This window comes from Pseudomonas sp. TZ252 (assembly GCF_056110345.1).
Map to the genome: position 1 here is coordinate 5850134 of NZ_CM148566.1, position 18612 is coordinate 5868745.

General features: G+C 67.5%; 21 protein-coding genes. 11 read left to right on the plus strand and 10 right to left on the minus strand.

All coding sequences use genetic code 11. The features are described from left to right. The first annotated feature begins 82 nt into the window (after positions 1-82). Positions 83-583 (plus strand): hypothetical protein, encoded by a 501-nt coding sequence (locus ACYAF3_RS26970; protein WP_023109181.1) that lies wholly within the window; start codon positions 83-85, stop codon positions 581-583. Positions 584-603: 20 nt separating this feature from the next. Here ACYAF3_RS26970 and ACYAF3_RS26975 read toward each other — a convergent pair whose 3' ends face one another. Together ACYAF3_RS26975 and ACYAF3_RS26980 are read right to left on the minus strand one after the other, a co-directional pair. Continuing rightward, on the minus strand, positions 604-975 hold the full coding sequence (locus ACYAF3_RS26975; RefSeq protein WP_003119149.1) for a 5-carboxymethyl-2-hydroxymuconate Delta-isomerase: 372 nt from the start codon (positions 973-975) through the stop codon (positions 604-606). Between the two features lie 282 nt (positions 976-1257). Further along, positions 1258-1593: a hypothetical protein gene (locus ACYAF3_RS26980; RefSeq protein WP_003119150.1), complete on the minus strand. Its 336-nt coding sequence runs from the start codon at positions 1591-1593 to the stop codon at positions 1258-1260. 303 nt (positions 1594-1896) lie between these two features. Here ACYAF3_RS26980 and ACYAF3_RS26985 point away from each other — a divergent pair, with 303 nt between their 5' ends. Then, complete coding sequence (locus ACYAF3_RS26985) at positions 1897-3486, plus strand: ABC-F family ATPase (protein ID WP_003111315.1); 1590 nt, start codon at positions 1897-1899, stop codon at positions 3484-3486. An 85-nt stretch (positions 3487-3571) separates the two neighbouring features. Here the strand turns inward: ACYAF3_RS26985 and ACYAF3_RS26990 are convergent, their stop codons facing one another. Continuing rightward, on the minus strand, positions 3572-3838 hold the full coding sequence (locus ACYAF3_RS26990; protein WP_003088334.1) for a hypothetical protein: 267 nt from the start codon (positions 3836-3838) through the stop codon (positions 3572-3574). A 106-nt stretch (positions 3839-3944) separates the two neighbouring features. Then, positions 3945-4553 carry an FMN-dependent NADH-azoreductase AzoR2 gene (gene azoR2 / locus ACYAF3_RS26995; RefSeq protein ID WP_003088332.1) on the minus strand — a complete coding sequence of 203 codons (609 nt, stop codon included), beginning with the start codon at positions 4551-4553 and terminating at the stop codon, positions 3945-3947. A gap of 148 nt (positions 4554-4701) precedes the next feature. Here azoR2 and ACYAF3_RS27000 point away from each other — a divergent pair, with 148 nt between their 5' ends. Beyond that, positions 4702-5637, plus strand: a complete 936-nt coding sequence (locus ACYAF3_RS27000) for a LysR substrate-binding domain-containing protein (RefSeq protein ID WP_003119152.1) — start codon at positions 4702-4704, stop codon at positions 5635-5637. Between the two features lie 10 nt (positions 5638-5647). Here the strand turns inward: ACYAF3_RS27000 and ACYAF3_RS27005 are convergent, their stop codons facing one another. Together ACYAF3_RS27005 and ACYAF3_RS27010 are read right to left on the minus strand one after the other, a co-directional pair. Then, positions 5648-6370 carry a DUF1294 domain-containing protein gene (locus ACYAF3_RS27005; RefSeq protein ID WP_003119153.1) on the minus strand — a complete coding sequence of 241 codons (723 nt, stop codon included), beginning with the start codon at positions 6368-6370 and terminating at the stop codon, positions 5648-5650. Between the two features lie 70 nt (positions 6371-6440). After that, positions 6441-7274, minus strand: a complete 834-nt coding sequence (locus tag ACYAF3_RS27010; RefSeq protein ID WP_003113476.1) for an undecaprenyl-diphosphate phosphatase — start codon at positions 7272-7274, stop codon at positions 6441-6443. Positions 7275-7557: 283 nt separating this feature from the next. Between ACYAF3_RS27010 and pnuC the strand changes: the two genes are divergently transcribed. From pnuC to ACYAF3_RS27050, 8 genes are all read left to right on the plus strand, one after another. Continuing rightward, positions 7558-8133 (plus strand): nicotinamide riboside transporter PnuC, encoded by a 576-nt coding sequence (pnuC, locus tag ACYAF3_RS27015; protein ID WP_003088324.1) that lies wholly within the window; start codon positions 7558-7560, stop codon positions 8131-8133. Next, complete coding sequence (locus tag ACYAF3_RS27020) at positions 8130-8636, plus strand: AAA family ATPase (RefSeq protein ID WP_121494099.1); 507 nt, start codon at positions 8130-8132, stop codon at positions 8634-8636. Before pnuC ends, ACYAF3_RS27020 begins: the two co-directional genes overlap by 4 nt. Before the next feature lie 323 nt (positions 8637-8959). Beyond that, on the plus strand, positions 8960-9448 hold the full coding sequence (locus ACYAF3_RS27025) for a hypothetical protein (protein ID WP_121494098.1): 489 nt from the start codon (positions 8960-8962) through the stop codon (positions 9446-9448). Further along, entirely contained in the window at positions 9445-10014 is a 570-nt protein-coding gene (locus ACYAF3_RS27030) for a hypothetical protein (RefSeq protein WP_003113479.1), read from the plus strand. The genes ACYAF3_RS27025 and ACYAF3_RS27030 overlap by 4 nt, the downstream gene beginning before the upstream one ends. Before the next feature lie 56 nt (positions 10015-10070). Beyond that, a complete protein-coding gene (locus tag ACYAF3_RS27035) occupies positions 10071-11093 on the plus strand; it encodes a hypothetical protein (RefSeq protein ID WP_128669633.1) in 1023 nt (340 codons plus the stop codon). A gap of 61 nt (positions 11094-11154) precedes the next feature. Further along, entirely contained in the window at positions 11155-11835 is a 681-nt protein-coding gene (locus ACYAF3_RS27040) for a C39 family peptidase (RefSeq protein WP_003117395.1), read from the plus strand. Between the two features lie 13 nt (positions 11836-11848). After that, positions 11849-12601, plus strand: a complete 753-nt coding sequence (locus ACYAF3_RS27045) for a hypothetical protein (RefSeq protein WP_023120669.1) — start codon at positions 11849-11851, stop codon at positions 12599-12601. 60 nt (positions 12602-12661) lie between these two features. Further along, a complete protein-coding gene (locus ACYAF3_RS27050; protein WP_003121982.1) occupies positions 12662-13927 on the plus strand; it encodes a transporter in 1266 nt (421 codons plus the stop codon). Positions 13928-14047: 120 nt separating this feature from the next. Here the strand turns inward: ACYAF3_RS27050 and rbsK are convergent, their stop codons facing one another. From rbsK to ACYAF3_RS27070, 4 genes are read right to left on the minus strand one after another with little or no spacing between them, the layout of a single operon-like run. Next, positions 14048-14974, minus strand: coding sequence for a ribokinase (gene rbsK, locus ACYAF3_RS27055; RefSeq protein ID WP_003144433.1), 927 nt, complete (start codon positions 14972-14974; stop codon positions 14048-14050). 53 nt (positions 14975-15027) lie between these two features. Then, positions 15028-16041, minus strand: a complete 1014-nt coding sequence (locus ACYAF3_RS27060) for a LacI family DNA-binding transcriptional regulator (RefSeq protein WP_003119158.1) — start codon at positions 16039-16041, stop codon at positions 15028-15030. A gap of 3 nt (positions 16042-16044) precedes the next feature. Next, on the minus strand, positions 16045-17043 hold the full coding sequence (locus ACYAF3_RS27065; RefSeq protein ID WP_003088303.1) for an ABC transporter permease: 999 nt from the start codon (positions 17041-17043) through the stop codon (positions 16045-16047). 23 nt (positions 17044-17066) lie between these two features. Beyond that, a complete protein-coding gene (locus tag ACYAF3_RS27070) occupies positions 17067-18599 on the minus strand; it encodes a sugar ABC transporter ATP-binding protein (RefSeq protein WP_003111272.1) in 1533 nt (510 codons plus the stop codon). Positions 18600-18612 lie beyond the last annotated feature (13 nt).

Here is an 18612-nt window from a genome sequence, read left to right on the forward strand (position 1 = left end):
CGAGCCCTCTGGCGCGGGGTTCGGCGACCTGGCACGGCCCTTGCGACGGAGCGGCGGTCATTCATTTCCATGGAAGCAGGTCATGAACAGCATAGGTCCCGCCAGCCTTTCCGGCTGGTCTGCGCGTTACCTGAACAACCAGCGGCAAGCCAACACCGAGATCGGCAACGGCGATCTGCTGAAAGCGCGCCCCGCCCTCGGCACGCCATTGCGCAACGAGGCCGTCGATCCCGCCACGGAGTCCGCCCGCCAGGCCATGGACGAGGGTTTTGCGAAGCTGAACCTGACACTGAAGCAGAACCAGGCGAATGCCCCTGCCGGCGCCAGCGAAGGCAAGTCGGCCTATGACGAGTTCAAGGAGTACATGCAGAAATCGCCTGCCGAGCGGATGCGCGAGCAGGTCCTGAAGAGCCTCGGCCTGACCGAGGAGGAACTGGACGCGATGCCGCCGGAGAAACGCGAACAGGTGGAGAAAGGCATCGGCGAACGCATGCGCGAGATGATCGCCATGCAGAACGGCCAGGCGCCGGGACGGCAAGAGGACCCGACGCAGGCCCGCGCGACGCTGAACGCCTGGATCTGAGCCAGGCGCGCGCCAGTCTCTCAGCGCTGCCGGGCGACGACGCGCTTGGCGTAGCTGGCGCGCTCCATCTCGCGCACTTCGACGCTGACCTGCACGCCCTCCTCGCCGCCGCCCGCCACCGCTCCGGCGAGCACCTCGCAGAGCGACTCGCCCAGCGCCTGGCGGGTCGCCGCGTCGCGCCCGTCGAGGATCGACAGGCAGGCATGCAGGTAGGCGCGCTCGGCCGCCGCGGTTCCCTGCCGGTAGGCCTCCAGGGTAACGAAGCGCGACTTGATGTCCGCCTCGCCGAATTGCCCGGAAGCGAACAGCGCGGCATTGGCCTGCTCCAGCAGTTCGCCGGGGGACGTTTCGAGGCGGAGGTTGGCAGTGGCTTCGATGACGAGATGCGGCATGCTGGCGGGCCTTGCGGGGAATGGGGAGCGGGATTCTAGCGGCTCGACGAGCGATGCGACAGCCGGCCTGCGCCTGCGTGGCTCAGATCAACCCGGCGGCCGCGAAAACCCGCGCGTAGATGGCGCGGATCAGCGGCTCCTTGCACCGGTTGTAGTCCGCCACCCGTTGCTCGCCGCGCTTGGCGGCTGGCCGTCGACCCAGGGATTTTCCAGCGGGTCGCTGTCGTGATGACGGACAATATCGGCGGCACCGGGCATGGGCATTCCCTCCGGCGGGATCGTTCAGCGCGTCTCGCAGGCCTGCCGCTGGCCTTTGGCCGGCGTGTACAGGTAGCCGGGCGTGTCGCCCGCCTGGCGGTACAGGACCGAACCGTCGCTATAGGAAATCGCGCTCAGCGCCTGGCCATCGGCGAGGCTGCGGACATCGCCGCCCAGCGACTGGACGCTGCTGCCGTCGGGCAGCTTTAGACTGGCGAAACCGTCGATCACCTCGAGTTTGCCGAAGTCTCCACAGTGCAACGCCAGCGGCCCGGAAGCGGCCTTTCCGTCCGACGATGAATCCCCGCAACCGCCCAGCAGCGACAGAACCAACAACGCGGGGAGAACAGCGGGCTTCATCGGGGAGTCCTTTGCGGATGAGCGGAAGACGGGACTCTACCACCTGCCGGGCGGCGGGAAAAACCGCTTCGGCGTACGCTGTCATGCAACGGCAGGCGCACCTGTGAGACAATTCGCCGAATGCCAGGCATCACACCCCGCCTTCATCGCGCTACAGCCACGTCATGACGCTGGCTGCGGCACTCCACGAATGCCCGCAGGATCGCCCCATGCTCCAGATGGAGCGCAGCGGAAAGCCGAGACCGGTAGCAGACCGGTATCGCCATGGTCCAGGCGTGCGTAAGTCCTCTATAGGTAAAGAAGTTGATCTCCACCGCGAATATCACCATGCAGTTCGGCGCCAAGCCGCTGTTCGAGAACGTTTCCGTCAAGTTCGGCAACGGCAACCGCTACGGCCTGATCGGCGCCAACGGTTGCGGCAAGTCGACCTTCATGAAGATCCTCGGCAACGACCTGGAGCCGAGCGCCGGCCAGGTCATGCTGGAACCCAACGTGCGCCTGGGCAAGCTGCGCCAGGACCAGTTCGCCTACGAGGACTTCAGCGTCATCGATACGGTGATCATGGGCCACGAGGAACTCTGGGCGGTGAAGGCCGAACGCGACCGCATCTACTCCCTGCCGGAAATGAGCGAGGCAGATGGCATGGCGGTGGCCGAGCTGGAAGTCCAGTTCGCCGAGTTCGACGGCTACACCGCCGAGTCCCGCGCCGGCGAGCTGCTGCTCGGCCTGGGCATCCCGCTGGAGCAGCACTTCGGCCCGATGAGCGCCGTCGCTCCCGGCTGGAAGCTGCGCGTACTGCTGGCCCAGGCGCTGTTCTCGGACCCGGACGTGCTGCTGCTCGACGAACCGACCAACCACCTGGACATCAACACCATCCGCTGGCTGGAAGGCGTGCTCACCGCGCGCAACAGCACCATGATCATCATTTCCCACGATCGCCACTTCCTGAACAGCGTCTGCACCCACATGGCCGACCTGGACTACGGCGAGCTGCGCCTGTTCCCGGGCAACTACGACGAGTACATGACCGCCGCCGAACAGGCCCGCGAGCGCCTGCTGTCGGACAACGCCAAGAAGAAGGCGCAGATCGCCGAGCTGCAATCCTTCGTCAGCCGCTTCTCGGCCAACGCCTCCAAGGCCAAGCAGGCCACCAGCCGCGCCCGGCAGATCGACAAGATCCAGTTGGAAGAGGTCAAGCCGTCCAGCCGGGTCAGCCCGTTCATCCGCTTCGAGCAATACAAGAAGCTGCACCGCCAGGCGGTGACCGTGGAAAACATCAGCAAGGGCTATGACGGCAAGCCGCTGTTCAAGGGCCTGAGCCTGCAGGTCGAGGCCGGCGAGCGCGTCGCCATCATCGGCCCCAACGGCATCGGCAAGACCACCCTGTTGCGCTGCCTGGTCGGCGACCTGCCGGTGGACGGCGGCGAGGTGAAATGGACCGACAGCGCCGACGTCGGCTATTTCGCCCAGGACCATGCCGACGACTTCGCCGACGACATGAGCCTGTTCGACTGGATGGCCCAGTGGACCCAGGGCGGCGAACAACTGGTGCGCGGCACCCTCGGCCGCATGCTGTTCTCCAACGACGAGATCAAGAAGTCGGTGAAAGTGATCTCCGGCGGCGAGCAGGGCCGCATGCTGTTCGGCCGGCTGATCCTCAAGCGCCCCAACGTGCTGGTGATGGACGAGCCGACCAACCACCTGGACATGGAGTCCATCGAGGCGCTGAACCTGGCGCTGGACAACTATCCGGGCACGCTGATCTTCGTCAGCCACGACCGCGAATTCGTTTCCTCACTGGCTACCCGCATCATCGAGCTGGGCGAGAACGGCGTGACCGACTTCAGCGGCAGCTATGACGACTACCTGCGCAGCCAGGGCGTGATCGTCTGAGTCCCCGTCGCGCAACGCAAAAGCCCCGCATCCGCGGGGCTTTTTCATTCCGGCATGGACGCGCAGGGCCTATGGGGAGCGCGACTCAGTCGACGTAGCCGGCCATCATCGCCGCGCGGGTCGCCAGGCGCTGGCCCTCGGCGATCTTCTCGCGCTGTTCGGCGGTCAGCTCGCGGGGCGGGTGGTCCTTGATGTAGGCAGCCACGTTCACCCCGATGTAGACGATCAGGGCGGCGGCGATCAGGACGTTCTTCGGATTGATGTCCGAGCGCCGCTTGCAGGCTTCGCAGATGCCGTTCTCGACGAGACGGGTCGCTCGGGCGCCGCAGTTGCGGCAGTAACACGCGCTCACAGGCCGGTTCCTTGTGCTTGTAATTGTCCGGCCAATCTACACGCAGCGCGCCGCTGCGCACAACGCGAAAACCCCGCCGAAGCGGGGTTTTCCGATGACGCGGGGATCAGGCCGCGGCGAACTGCCCGGCGATCTGCCGGCGGGCGGCGGCGATGGCCTGGGCGCGGGGCTCCTCGCCATAGGCCAGGCCTTCGGCGCGAACCACTTCGATATCGGTGATGCCGAAGAAACCCAGCACGGTGCGCAGGTAGCCTTCGTGGGCCGCGCCGGTCGGCTGGCCGGCATGCACGCCACCGGCGGTGGAGACGATCACCACTTTCTTGTCGCCGGCCAGGCCAACCGGGCCGTTCTCGGTGTAGCGGAAGGTCTTGCCGGCGACCGCGATGCGATCGATCCAGGCCTTGAGCTGGCTGGAGATGGTGAAGTTGTACATCGGCGCGCCGATTACCACGACGTCGGCGGCGAGGAACTCTTCCAGCACTTCTTCACCCACCGCGACTTCATGCTTCAGCGCGGCATCGCGCAGCTCCGCCGGGGTGCTGCCGGCGGCCAGGGTCAGGGCGGAGAAATGCGCCACCGCGTCGGCGGCCAGGTCGCGGTAGGTGACGTCAAGCCCGTCTTCGTTCTGCCGCCAGGCCTGGACCAGCTCGGCGCTCAGTTGGCGGGAAGCGGAGGCGTCGCCGAGGATGCTGGAATCGATATGCAAAAGTTTCATGTCTCGCTCCTGAAAGTGGGGGATCGCAGTGTGGCGATCGAGTGGTTTGCATCCTACCGGCAAGGCCAATCGACGATTAGTCGGTAGAAACATGACTATTCGTCCCACACATAGGACAATCTGTTTTTCCCCCCAGCGGAGCGCCTGCATGCCCCACGACCTCAACGACCTCTACTACTTCGCCAAGGTGGTGGAATGCGGCGGCTTCGCCGCGGCCGGACGCGAGACGGGGATTCCCAAGTCGCGCCTGTCGCGGCGCATCGCCGAGCTGGAGGAGCGCCTTCAGGTGCGCCTGCTGCACCGCACGACACGCAAGCTGGCGCTCACGGAGGTCGGCGAACGCTACCTGCAGCACTGCCGCAACCTGCTGCTGGAAGCGGAGATGGCCGAACAGGTGATCGCCGAGCTGAGCGTCGAGCCGCGTGGCCGGCTGCGCCTTTCCGCACCGGTGGCCATGGCTTCGAGCAACCTGGCCGACCTGTTGCCGCGGTTTCTCGAACGACACCCGCAGGTCCAGCTGGAAATCCTCCTGACCAACCGCCGGGTCGACCTGCTCAACGAGGGGGTGGACGTGGCACTGCGCGTGCGCGAACTCGGCGACGAGGACCCTGCGCTGGTCTGCCGGCGCCTGGCTCCGGCGACCACGCAGATCCTCGCCGCCCCGTCGCTGATCGCCGGGCGTCGCCTGGAACATCCGGAAGACCTCGAAGACCTGCCCTTCCTCGGCGCTATTCATAACGACCGCAAGGTCCACGCGACCCTGATCGGGCCGGATGGCAGCCGCTACCAGTTGGAACGCGAACCGCGCCTGGGCGTCGACGACTTCGTCCTGCGCAAGAAAGCCGCCGTGGCCGGCCTCGGCGTCACCCTGCTGCCCGAAGGCTACTGCGACAGGGAACTGGCCGATGGCAGCCTGGTGCGCATCCTGCCGCAGTGGACCTTGCCGAAAAGCACCATGCAGGCCGCCTACCTGCCGCGCAGCAGCCAGATTCCGGCGATCCGTGCTTTGATCGACTTTCTCGTGGAAGCCCTGCAACGCCCCTCGGGCGAGACCGGCCCGGCCTACCGCCGCGCCCGCGAGTGAGCCGCGCCGTTCAGCCGATCCGCTGCAACAGCGCGGCGGACAGGCGCCCGCCGAGCAGGCTGTCGAGCCAGAACAGCTGGTGCAGCAGGACGATGCCCCAGAACACCAGTTGGAACGAGAGCTTGCGGGTCTTGTGGCGGAATACCTGCTGCGCGACCAGCGCGCCAGGCCAGCCGCCGAGCAGCTCGAACAGGTGCAGGCGGACCTCCGGGGTACGCCAGTCGCCGCGTGCGGCGCTGCGCTTGTCCCGCCAGTAGAGGGCGAATGCGAGCAGGCTGGCCAGCGGATAGGCCAGCAGCGGCCAGAGGGCCTGTCCGTCCAGGTACATCCGCCAGGCGCCAGCGGCCGGCAGCACGCAGAGGATCAGCAGGACCAGCAGCTTCGCCAACGGGCGCTGCAACGCGCTCGGCGGAGTCGGCGCCGGCCGTGCCTGGGCCCGCGTCACCGGCGCCTGGGCGCCACGGCGGACAGTCGGCGGATCGATGGTCAGCGCGTCCAGCCGCGCCCTCTCGGCGCGCAGGCGGCCCTGGGCATCCTGGCTGGCGAGAAACCACACCTGGTCGCCCTGGCGGGGACGGCGGTCGCCGCGGAACGCGGAGATATGCAGGAAGACTTCTTCCCCGCCGGTCTTCGGCAGGATGAAGCCGAAGCCCTTGTCGTCATACCAGCGGCTGATCATGCCCGGCTTTTCCATATCCACATCCACTCGCTCGCTACCCGTTTCGCGCTGCATTCTAGCCACCCGCGGCGGCCAGACGAAAAAAGGCGCGGCTCGCGCCGCGCCTCTTGCCTGTTCCCGGGCCTCACACCTCGCCGGCGGTGCTCCAGTCGATCAGGTGGAATTGCCAGGTCGCCAGGATCAGCAGGCCGAAGGCGATCCGATACCAGGCGAAAGCCGCGTAGCTGTGGTTGCCGATGAACTTCAGCAAGGCACGCACCGCCAGCATGGCGAAGACGAACGAGGTGACGAAGCCGACGGCGAACACCGGCAGGTCCTCGGGGCGGAACAGGTCGCGGTACACGTATCCGGAATAGACCGCCGCGCCGACCATGGTCGGCATCGCCAGGAAGAACGAGAACTCGGTGGCCGCCTTGCGCGAAAGGCCGAACAGCAGGCCGCCGATGATGGTCGCGCCGGACCGCGAGGTGCCGGGGATCATCGCCAGGCACTGGGCACAGCCGATCTTCAGGGCGTCCTTCCAGGTCATGTCGTCGACGTGTTCGGCGCGGATCACATGCTTCCGGCGCTCGGCCCAGAGCATGACCACCCCGCCCACCACCAGCGCCAGGGCGACGGTGATCGGATTGAACAGCCACTCGTGGATCAGGTCGGCGAACAGGACGCCGAGGACTACCGCCGGGAAGAACGCGATCAGCAGGTTGGCGGTGAAACGCTGGGCCTGGCGCTGGCTCGGCAGGTCACGGACGACTTGAAAGATCTTTCCCCGAAATTCCCAGACGACAGCGAGGATCGCCGCCAGCTGGATGATGATGTTGAACGCCTTGGCGCGTTCGCCGCCGAAGCCGATGAGGTCGGCGACGATGATCTGGTGCCCGGTGCTGGAAATCGGCAGGAACTCGGTCAGCCCCTCCACGACGCCCAGGATGAACGCCTGGAAAGCAGTCCACCACTCCATGTTTCTCCCCCTTCTACTACTGTCCCGAACGAGCTTTCGTTGTTCTCGGCGATACACTCGCCGTCTTTTATGAAGGCCTTACGACTCCGAAGAACCCGACCAGTTCCCCCACTGCCGAAGTCGAAACCGGCGGGCATGCTACCAGAGCGGCCGGCCAGGAATCTTGGAATTCTTGCCAGCCGGCGTCTGAACAAATCTGTCCGCGCCCGTCCCCTCCGCCCTGGTCTTCGCGAAGCGCCGGATACATTCGCTACAATGCGTCCTCGTCGCATGAGGGCCTTCCGTGTCACCCCTTGAACTCTTCGCCGCTTCGCTCGGCGCCATCGCCGTCTACCTGACCGTCCGCCAGAATCCCTGGTGCTGGCCTATCGGCCTGGTGATGGTGGCGCTCTACGCCTGGATATTCTTCGAGGTGAAGCTTTATTCGGACATGCTCCTGCAAATGGTCTACGCGGCGCTACAGCTCTATGGCTGGTGGCAGTGGACCCGCGGCGGGCAGGACCACGACGGCCGCTCGGTGAGCCGCCTGAACGCCGCGCAGCGCCTCTACGGGCTCGGTGCGGGCCTGGTCGGCAGCGTCGCGCTCGGTTACCTGATGGCCAACCACACCGATGCCGCCAGTCCCTGGTGGGACGCCGGATTGACCGCCTTCAGCCTGGTGGCGCAATGCTGGATGGCGCAGAAGCGCCTGGAATGCTGGGCCCTGTGGATCGCCGTGGACGTGCTGTTCGTGGCGCTCTTCGCCAGCAAGGCGCTGTACCTGACCGCCGCCCTCTACGCCCTCTTCACCCTGCTGGCGATCCACGGCTGGCGGACCTGGCGCCGCGACCCGGCATTGCGCGAGGGCGTCGCCGCATGAAGGTGCTGGTACTCACCGGGCCCGAATCCAGCGGCAAGAGCTGGCTTGCGGAGCAGCTCCAGGCCCGCTTCGGCGGCCGGGTGGTCGGCGAGTACGTCCGCCACTTCATCGACGAACAGCGCCGCGACACCTGCTACGCCGACATCCCCGCCATCGCCCGCGGGCAACTGGCCTGGGAGGACGCCGCTCGCGCGGAACGGCCGGCGCTGCTGATCCTCGATACCCACCTGCTGAGCAACATCCTCTGGAGCCGGATTCTCTTCGGCGACTGTCCGGACTGGCTCGAACCCGCCCTGCTGCGGCGGCGCTACGACCTGCACCTGCTGCTCTCGCCGGAAGGCGTGGCCTGGAGCGCCGACGGCCAGCGCTGCCAGCCGGAACTGGCGCAGCGCCAGGCCTTCCACCGCGAATGCCAAGCCTGGCTGGAGCGCCATCGGCAGCCCTACCGCGCCATCGCCGGCGACTGGGCCGAGCGCCGGCGCCAGGCTTTCGCCGCAGTGTAAGGGCTGCTCCGGGACGGCTGACGGGCCGGCCCTGTCACGCCGCCGATACACCGCCAGCGCGGTCCGGGCCTTGGCGCAGAGCGTTTCGCGACGGCGCCGCGGAAAGCTGTCTCGGCGCTGAAACAGCTCCAGGCGCGTCCCCGGCAGGCTTCGCCCCCTGGTTGGCGGGCCTGCTGTTGCACGGATGCAACACTGTCCGCCAGGTTCCCCCGGCGCTCACCTCCAAGCCCTTGATGGACAAGGAAAACGCAAAACCGGCACGCCCCATGCTCGCTCCCTGCCAACGCTGATTAGGGCTCAGCGCCAACGAAGGAAGCGCCATCATGTCGGGGAGTTCGCTACGCATCGTCGTTCCAGCGCTGCTGGTCATCGTCGGCTCCGTGCCGGTGAGCCTCCCCGCGCATGCGGCGGACGGTACGATCGTCGTCCAGCGCCAGGTCCAGCCACGGGTCGCCTACCGTCCGAGCATGGTGCCCGACCCACATCCCACCGTCGTCGACACCAACGTCTCCGCCGAGGTCAACGCCCTCGCCAACGGGGCGGCCAGCGGCAATACCGTGAGCCGCGAACTGGGCGATTCCGACTTCGCCATCGTGACCAGCGGTTCCGGGATTCGCAGCATGATTCTCCCCGGTGGCGCCCTGCCGGGTTTCGCCAGCCAGCCGGCGAACCCGGCGACGGTCCAGGCCGTCGGCAACCTCGGCACCACCCACGGCGCGGGAGGCGGCGCCGGCGCAGGCCTCGCCGGGCAGATCAACGGCAGCCTCAAGCAGGGCCTGGCACCGCTGCAGATGCTCGGGGGTGGTCAATGAAGCGCCTGTCCGCCCTCCTCCTCGCCTTCGCCTGTATCGCGTCGCTCCAGGCCGACCCGCTGGCCTCACGCAATCGCGCCAGCATCGATGACAGCGGCACCTACCGCGGCAACTTCGCCCTCAACCAGGCCGCCGGCGACGCCCAGCAACAGAGCAACGTTCGTGTCGTCGCGGTAGGCTCCGCGGCCCTCGTCGGCAGCGACCAGCGCCAGCATCTGCAACTCGACGCCAGCCAGCCGATCGCAGCCAGCGCCAGCATCTCGGGGGCGGCGCTGCGCGGCAGCGGCATCCTCGGCGTCAACCAGGGCGCCGGCCTCGGCAACCAACAGATCAACGCCTTCCGGCTGAGTCTCAGCAACGGCCCGGAAAGCCTGGATGACAGCGTTCTCGCGCAAAGCGTGGCGCTGACCAAAGTCTCCGGTTCGGCCACTCCGGTCCCGGGGGGACGCAGCGTCTCGACGGACGATCGCGCCTTCGCCGGAAGCAGCGGCGTGGTGCAGGTGAACCAGAGCGCTGGGGTGGGCAATCAGTCGATGAACACCCTCAGCGTCAGGGTCATGGAATGACTCTGCCAAGCCAACACAAGCCCAACACTAAGCACAGAAATGCAAGGAGAAACGCCATGAAAGCGACTATGGTCCTGACCCCGCTGGCCCTGGCAATGGCTGCAGTGCTGTCGGTATCGGCCTACGCCGGAGACGAAGGTGGCTGGCACCCGCCGAAACCCAACCCGCAGTCGAACAACAAGGGCGGAGCCACGGCCCTGGTGGTGGATACGCAGCAGAACTACAACAACAAGGTCAGCAACTTCGGCACGCTGAACAATGCCTCGGTGAGCGGCTCGATCAAGGATGCCTCGGGCAACGTCGGGGTCAACGTCGCCGCCGGCGACAACAACCAGCAGGCCAACGCCGCCGCGCTGGCCAGCGCCGACGCCAGCTTCGTGTTCGGCACCGCGACCGCCAGCACCAGCGTGCTGCAGAGCGGCTACGGCAATACGCTGAACAACTACTCCAACCCCAACACCGCATCGCTGAGCAACTCGGCCAACAACGTCTCGGGCAACCTGGGCGTGAACGTCGCCGCCGGCAACTTCAACCAGCAGAAGAACGACCTGGCCGCCGCCGTCTCCAACGGCCAGTACAGCACTGCCGGTAGCGCCGCGTCGCAGACCTCCACCGGCAACACCACCGTCAACAGCGCCAACTACGCCTATGGCGGCACCTACGTGTCGCTGAAGCTGAACGCCGACGGCAGCTACAAGGGCACCTCCGACCAGATCGGCGACGTCTACCTCGACACTTGGGAAGGCCAGACCCATCCGGGCGGCAGCAATACCGGCCACATCGACGTGGACAGCCAGGCCCAGGGCGCCAAGGACCTGAACCACGACGGCGGCGCGTTCGCCTTCAAGGAAAAGGGCGACGTCGACCTGAAAGGCACGGTGTCCGGCTTCATCCCGGCGATCGTCGGCTTCAAGACCCCGGTCACCAACAACGCCAGCCTGAGCAACTCGTTGCAGAACGTCTCGGGCAACGTCGGGGTGAACATCGCCGCCGGTGGCGGCAACCAGCAGAGCAACTCCCTGTCCATCGCCGCCGGTTGCAGCAGCTGCCCGGCCGGTGGCGAGAGCCTTGGCTTCTGATCCTGGCCCAGGGGTTCCGGCGCCAGCCGGAACCCTTTTCCATCCGACACAGGAACCGGCCATGCGCACGCTCATCCTTTCCCTGCTGCTGCTCGTCGACCTCACCGCCCAGGCGGCGACCCTCGGCTTTCCCGCCCTGCCCGGCGGCGGCCTGGTCTACAAGCAGGTGCAGAGCATCCGCGAGCGGCGCTTCGCCGACCTGGTCGAGCAGAAGACCGATTTCAGCTGCGGCGCCGCGGCCCTCGCGACCATCCTGGAGAAGGCCTACGGCGCCCCGCTCGACGAGCAGGCGGTGATCCAGGGCATGCTCGCCCACGCCGACCCGGAGATCGTCCGCACCCAGGGCTTCTCCATGCTCGACATGAAGCGCTACGTCGAATCCATGGGCATGCGCGCGCGCGGCTACCGGATCGAGGCGGCGCAACTGGAACAACTGAAGATCCCCGCCATCGTGCTGATGGAAATCCGCGGCTACAAGCACTTCGTCGTCCTGCAACGCACCCAGGGCGAGTACGTGTACGTGGGTGACCCGGCGCTGGGGCACAAACGCTACGCGCTGACAGAGTTCGCCAAGGGCTGGAACGGCATCGTCTTCGCCGTGATCGGCCAGGGATACGACCGCGGCAATCCGCTGCTGACGCCGCCCGAGCCGCTGACCGCGCGCAATCGCCTGGACCGCTTCAAACCGGTCAGGGACGCCGAACTGATGGAATTCGGCTTCATCCAGAGCGATTTCTTCTGATCGCAGGAGCCGGATGCTCCGGGAGCACGCCATGTACACGCACCACTGCTTCGTCCTCGCCTGCTGCCTCGGCGCTGCGCTGCCCGCCCCCGCCAGCGACCTGTTCGCCCCCGCCGAACTGAGCGACCAGGAGCTTTCCCATCTGCGCGGGCGCTATGTGCTGCCGGGGCGGATCGTCAGCTTCGGAGTGACCATGAGCAGCACCTGGCAGAACGCCAGCGGCCAGGTCCTCGGCGCGCGCGTCGACCTGCAGGTGCGGCAGAACCTGGCGCGCCCGGTCCTCAACGTCACCCTGGTCGATCGGCCAGGCGACGCCCCACCACCCGCCGCCGGCAACGGCCAGGTCCTCGGCGGCGCCGGACTGGCGCAGACCCAGGGGGTCAGCCAGAGCATCCGCACCGCCGGCGACCACAACAGCGCCAGCAATGGCGTCAGCATCGAGGTCCGCCACGGCGAGGCGCCGCCGCCACTGCCGGGCGGCACGCCGCTGGAAGGTGCGCTCGCCCTCAGCGGCGAGACCGGCACGGTCAAGGTCACGCCGAACGGCGGCGCCCTGCAACTGGCGATCCAGGCCAGCGGCCAGGGCGCCAGCCTGCAAAGCCTCGGCGCCGGCGGCCTGGTGCAGAGCGTGGCGCTCAGCGGAAACCGCAACCTGGTGCAGAACCTGGCGGCGCTCGAGGTGATGCTCAAGGACCGGCCGGGCGCCGATCCGGCACTGAATTGCGCCTGGGAGCAATTGCGCGCGCTGCGCCCCAGCGGCTACTGAAAGTTGATCTAGTCTGAAATCACTGTGCTATCGGAAGGCCATAAAAACGGAACGGCAAACATGACCCAGACACTCTCGCTGCGAGCTGTCCTCTGCGCCACCACCCTGGTTTCCCCGTTCCTGGCGCAGGCCGCGACGGAATCCGAGGTCGAGGCGCTGAAGAAGGAACTCCTGGAGCTGCGCCAACGCTACGAGGCCCAGCAGAACGCCCTGATGGTCCTCGAACAGCGCGTGCGCCAGGTCGAGGCGCAACCCCAGGCGCCGCAGCCGCAACGCCTGGTCAAGTCGATCCAGCCGCCGGCGCAGGCGCGCAACGACGCCAACGCGGTCGCCGGCACCTACGGCGCCAGCCTCAAGGACGATGGCGCGCCCGCGCCCAGCGTGGAAAACATCTACCAGGACGCCAGCGGCTTCTTCGGCGGCGGCACCTTCAGCCTGGAGACCGGCCTCACCTACAGCCACTACGACACCCGCCAGTTGTTCCTCAACGGCTTCCTGGCGCTGGACTCGATCTTCCTCGGCAACATCGGCGTGGACCAGATCGATGCCGACATCTGGACCCTCGACCTGACCGGCCGCTACAACTGGAACCAGCGCTGGCAGGTGGATATCAACGCCCCGGTGGTCTATCGCGAATCGACCTACCAGTCCGCCGGCGCCGGCGGCTCGACCTCGCAGATCACCGAGAAATCGGTGACCGGCGACCCACGCCTGGGCGACGTCAGCTTCGGCGTCGCCTACAAGTTCCTCGACGAAAGCGAGAGCACCCCGGACGCGGTGGTCAGCCTGCGGGTCAAGGCGCCCACCGGCAAGGATCCCTACGGCATCAAGCTGAAGCAGGTACCGGGCAACAACAACCTCAACGTGCCCGACGACCTGCCCACCGGCAACGGCGTCTGGTCGATCACCCCGGGCATCTCGCTGGTGAAGACGGTGGACCCGGCGGTGCTGTTCGGCAGCCTGTCGTATACCTACAACTTCGAAGAGTCGTTCGACGACATCAACCCGCAGCAAGGCGTGAAGACCGGCGGCAAGGTCAAGCTCGGCAACTGGTTCCAACTCGGCGTCGGCGTGGCCTTCGCGCTGAACGAGAAGATGAGCCTGTCGTTCTCCTTCTCCGAACTGATCAGCCAGAAGAGCAAGGTCAAGCAGGACGGCCAGAGCTGGCAGACCGTCAGCGGCAGCGACGCCAACGCCGGCTACTTCGGCCTGGGCATGACCTATGCGGTGAGCAACAGGTTCAGCATCGTGCCCAGCCTGTCCATCGGCATCACTCCGGACGCGCCGGACTTCACCTTCGGCGTGAAATTCCCCTACTACTTCTGAGGGGCATCGTGCCGTTCGAGCCTGGGCATGCCCTACCCCTCGAAGGAATGCGTGAGCCTGGGAGCGATCCTCGCCTAGCTGCGCAGGCGTTATCCGCCGGTAGCAACGGCACCGTCCCTCTCAAGCCTCGCCAGCGAGCGCCCGCTCGACTTCCTCGCGCGAGGGGATCGAGGTCTGCGCGCCAAGGCGGGTCACCGAGATCGCCGCGGCGGCTTGACCGAAGCGGATCGCCGCCGCCTCGTCGAGGCCGCGCGCAAGGGCCGCGGCGAAGCCGCCGACGAAGGTGTCGCCGGCCGCCGTGGTATCCAGCGCCTTGACCCGCGCCACCGGGAAATGCTCGACCCGCCCCTCGCCCACCAGCAGGGCGCCCTGTGCGCCGAGGGTGACGATCACCCTGCCGGCGCCCATTTCGCGCAGGCGCTCGGCGGCACGCCCGGCGCTCTCCAAGGAGTCCACCGGCAGGCGGCAGAGCAGTTCGCTTTCGGTCTCGTTGGGGACCAGGTAGTCCACCAGCGGCAGCCACTCCGCCGGCACGTCGCGGGTGGCCGGCGCCGGGTTGAGGATCACCGTCTTGCCCAGCGCATGGGCCCGGCGCAGCACATGGCCAACCGTCTCCAGCGGGCTTTCCAGCTGGCAGACCACCACCTGCGCCTGCTCCAGCATGTGTTCGTGACGCGCCAGCACGGCCGGCGACAGGTGGCCGTTGCCGCCGGCGACGATGACGATGGCGTTCTGGCTGCTGTCGTCGACCACGATCAGCGCCACTCCGCTGGACTCCCCGGCCACCCGCTCGACGCCCTGGCAGTCGATGCCCTCGGCCTGTAGCGCACGGTACAACTGGTCGCCGTAGGCATCGTCGCCAAGGCAGCCGATCATCGCCACCTCCGCGCCGAGGCGCGCCGCGGCGACCGCCTGGTTGGCTCCCTTGCCGCCGGGAACGGTGATGAAGGACTGCCCGGCGAGGGTCTCGCCGCCCCGTGGCAGGCGCGGCGCACGCACCACCAGGTCCATGTTCAGGCTGCCCACCACCAGTACTTTCGCTTGCATCGTTGCGTCCTTGTTCCAGCCTCTCTCTAGCGAGGGCGCCCCCGGCGCCCGGTTCAGACCCGCACCAGCGGCGGCGCGGTGGATTCGCGCAGGACCAGCGCCGGCGCCACCACCCGCCGCTGCATCGGCTCCTCGCGCTCGGCGATGCGTTGCAGCAGCAATTGCGCAGCGATCTCGCCAAGCAGGCGGATCGACTGGCCCACGGTGGTCAAGGCGGGAAACACGAAGCGGCTCAGCTCGATATCGTCGAAGCCGATCACCGACAGTTCGTGCGGCACCCTGATATTCAGCTCGGCCGCGGCGCGCAGCACGCCGATGCCGATCATGTCGTTGCCGGCGACGATCGCCGTCGGTCGCTCGCCCTCGCCGCCCAGCAGGCCGAGCGCCGCGTGGTAGCCGCCGGGGCTGCTGAACTCGCTTTCCAGCAGCCACTGCGGGCGCACCTCCAGGCCGGCCTTGGCCATCGCCCGCCGGTAGCCCTCGACCCGCAGCGTCGAGACCTTGGTCGACAGCGGCCCGCCGATGCAGGCGATGTCGCGATGGCCCAGTTCGAGCAGGTGGCGGGTCGCCAGGTAGGCGCCCATCTCATGGTCGATCTGCACCCGGTCGGCTTCCACGCCTTCCACCTCGCGGTCGACGATCACGGTCGGCGTGCGCATGTTCGCCAGTCCCTTGGCCAGCGCGCCGTCGCCGCCGGCGGACGCCAGGACCAGGCCGTCGATGCGTTTCTCCTGGAGCACGCGCAGGTAGTTGGCCTGCTTCTGCGGGTTGTCGTCGGAGTTGCAGAGGATCACGCAGTAGCCGTTGCGCTCGCAGCAATCCTCGATGCCGCGCGACAGCTCGGCGAAATACGGGTTGGTACTGTTCGGCACCAGCAGGCCGATGATCGAGGTGGTGCGCACCTTCAGCGAGCGCGCCACCGCGCTGGGCACGTAGTGCAGCTGCGCGATGGCGTCCTCGACCTTCTTGCGCACCGCGTCGCTGACCGGCCGCGTCCTGTTCACCACATGCGATACGGTGGTGAAGGAAACCCCCGCCATCGCCGCCACGTCCTTCATTGTCGCCATCGTTCAGCCCTGTCTGCGGGCGCGATGGCTGCGATAGGTATCCAGCACCACCGCTACCACGATCACCGCCCCGGTAATGATTCGTTTGGTCGGCTCCGACGCACCGATCTGCGCCAGCCCCGCCGCCAATACGGAAATGATCAGCACGCCGAAGAAGGTGCTGACCACCGAACCTCGCCCGCCCATCAGGCTGGTGCCGCCGATCACCACCGCGGCGATGACCTGGAGTTCCAGGCCGACCCCGGCGTTGGGATCGGCCGCTTCCAGACGCGAGATCTGGAACAGCGCGGCCAACCCGGCGAGCAGCCCCATCAGGGCGAATACTGCAATCTTATAGGGTTTCGGGTTCACACCGGCCAATCGCACCGCTTCTTCGTTGGTGCCGATGCCGATCAGGTAGCGGCCGAACACCGTGCGGGTGAGCACCGCCTGGGCAGCGAACATCACCAGCAGGGCGATCACGAAGGCCGGCGAGATGCCGAACGCCAGCGGATTGGACAGCCAGGCATAGGCGTCGCCGATATAGGCCGTGCGCGAGTCGGTCATCTGGTAGGCCAGCCCACGGGCCATCTCCAGCACCCCGAGGGACACGATGAACGAGGGAATCCGCCAGGCCACCGTGATCGAACCGGTGACGCAGCCGGCCAGGGTCGCGCAGGCCATCCCGAGCATCGCCGCCGGCAGCACGCCCCAGCCCCAGCCGAGCGTCGCCAGGCTTACCGCCGAGGCCGCCAGGGCCAGCACCGAACCTACCGAGAGATCGATGCCGCCGACGATCAGGATGAAGGTCATGCCCACCGCCAGCACCACCAGGTCGGGGATCTGGTTGGCGATGGCGAGGAAGGTGCCATAGCTGAGGAAGTGGCTACTCAGCGCCGAGAACAGCGCGATCATCGCCAGCAGCGCGCCGGCCAGGCCGAGGTAGGTGCCCAGGCCGAAATAGTTGCCGCGTCGCAGGGTTGGCGCTGCGGCGGCGGTAGCGGAAGACGTCGGGTCGCTCATTTCTGGTTCCTTGCGTTGCGTGTTCACGACGTCGCCAGCAGCGCGTCGCGTTTCTTGTAACCGGCGAAGGCCGCCGCCAGCAGCGCGTCCTGGGTCCAGGCGTCGCGCTCGAAGGTGTCCACCATACGTCCCGCCGAGAGCACGCCGATGCGATCGCAGATCAGCATCAGCTCGCGCAGGTCGCTGGACACCACCACCAGCGCCTTGCCCCGGCGGGTCAGTTCGGCGAGCAAGGCATAGATGTCGAACTTGGCGCCGACGTCGATGCCCCGGGTCGGCTCGTCGAACAGCAGCACCTGGCAGTCGCGCTCCAGCCAGCGGCCGATCACCACCTTCTGCTGGTTGCCGCCGGACAGTTCGCCCACCGCCTGCGCGGTGTCCGCGCAGCGCACCCGCAGCGCCTCCACCTGGCGCCGCGCCAGGGCTTCCTCGCGGCGCCGGTCGATCACCCCGTGGCGCGCCAGCGCCGGCAGGTTGCCCAGGGCCAGGTTGGCGCTGATCGACTGGTCCAGCAGCAGGCCCTCGCCCTTGCGGTCCTCGGTGATCAGCGCCACCCCCTGGCGCACCGAGTCGGCCGGCGAACGCAGGCTCAGGCGCTGCGGCGGATCGCCAAGCAGGACCTGCCCACCGTCGGCACGGTCGGCGCCGTAGATCAGGCGCAACAATTCGGTGCGCCCGGAGCCGATCAGTCCGGAAATGCCGAAGATCTCCCCCGCGCGCACCTCGAACGACACCTCATGCACCTTGCCGCGCCGGCTCAGCCGCTCCACCCGCAGCAGCGGCGCACCGGTCTGCCGTGGGCCTAGGTCGAAGCGCTCACCCAGGTCGCGGCCGACCATCAGGGTCACCAGTTGGTCGGCGTCGTAGCGCTCGATCGGCTCGACGCAGACCAGGCGGCCATCGCGCAACACCGCGATGCGCTGCGAAATCCGCGCCAGTTCCTCCAGTCGATGGGAGATGTAGACGATCGCCACGCCACGTTCGCGCAGCCGCTCGACCTGCTCGAAGAGCATGTCCACTTCGCGCGCGGTAAGCATCGCCGTGGGTTCGTCGAGGATCAGCAAGCGGCAGTCGCCGATCAGATTGCGGGCGATCTCGACCATCTGCTGGTGGCCGATACCGAGGTCGCCGACCAGCGTGTCGGGATCGATCGCCTCCAGGCCGACCTGGGCCATCGCCTCGCGGGCCGCCGCGCGCAGGCGCCGACGGTCGATCCAGCCGGCGCGCCGGGGCAGGTCGTGGAGGAACAGGTTCTCCGCCACCGACAGGGTCGGCAGCAGGTTCAGTTCCTGCATCACCATGCGCACGCCCAGCGCCTCGGCCTCGCGGCGGCTAGCGGGGGCGTAAGGCCGGCCGAGGAGCTCCAGGCTGCCGGCGCCGGGACGTTCCAGGCCGCCGACGATCTTCGACAAGGTGCTCTTGCCGGCACCGTTCTCGCCGGTCAGGGCCAGCACCTCGCCGCCGAACAGTTGCAGGTCGATCTCCGCCAGCACCGGCTGCGCGTAGGTCTTGCCGACCCCGCGGATGCTCAGCAGCGGCAATGCGTCGCTAGACATGGGAAGGCTCCAT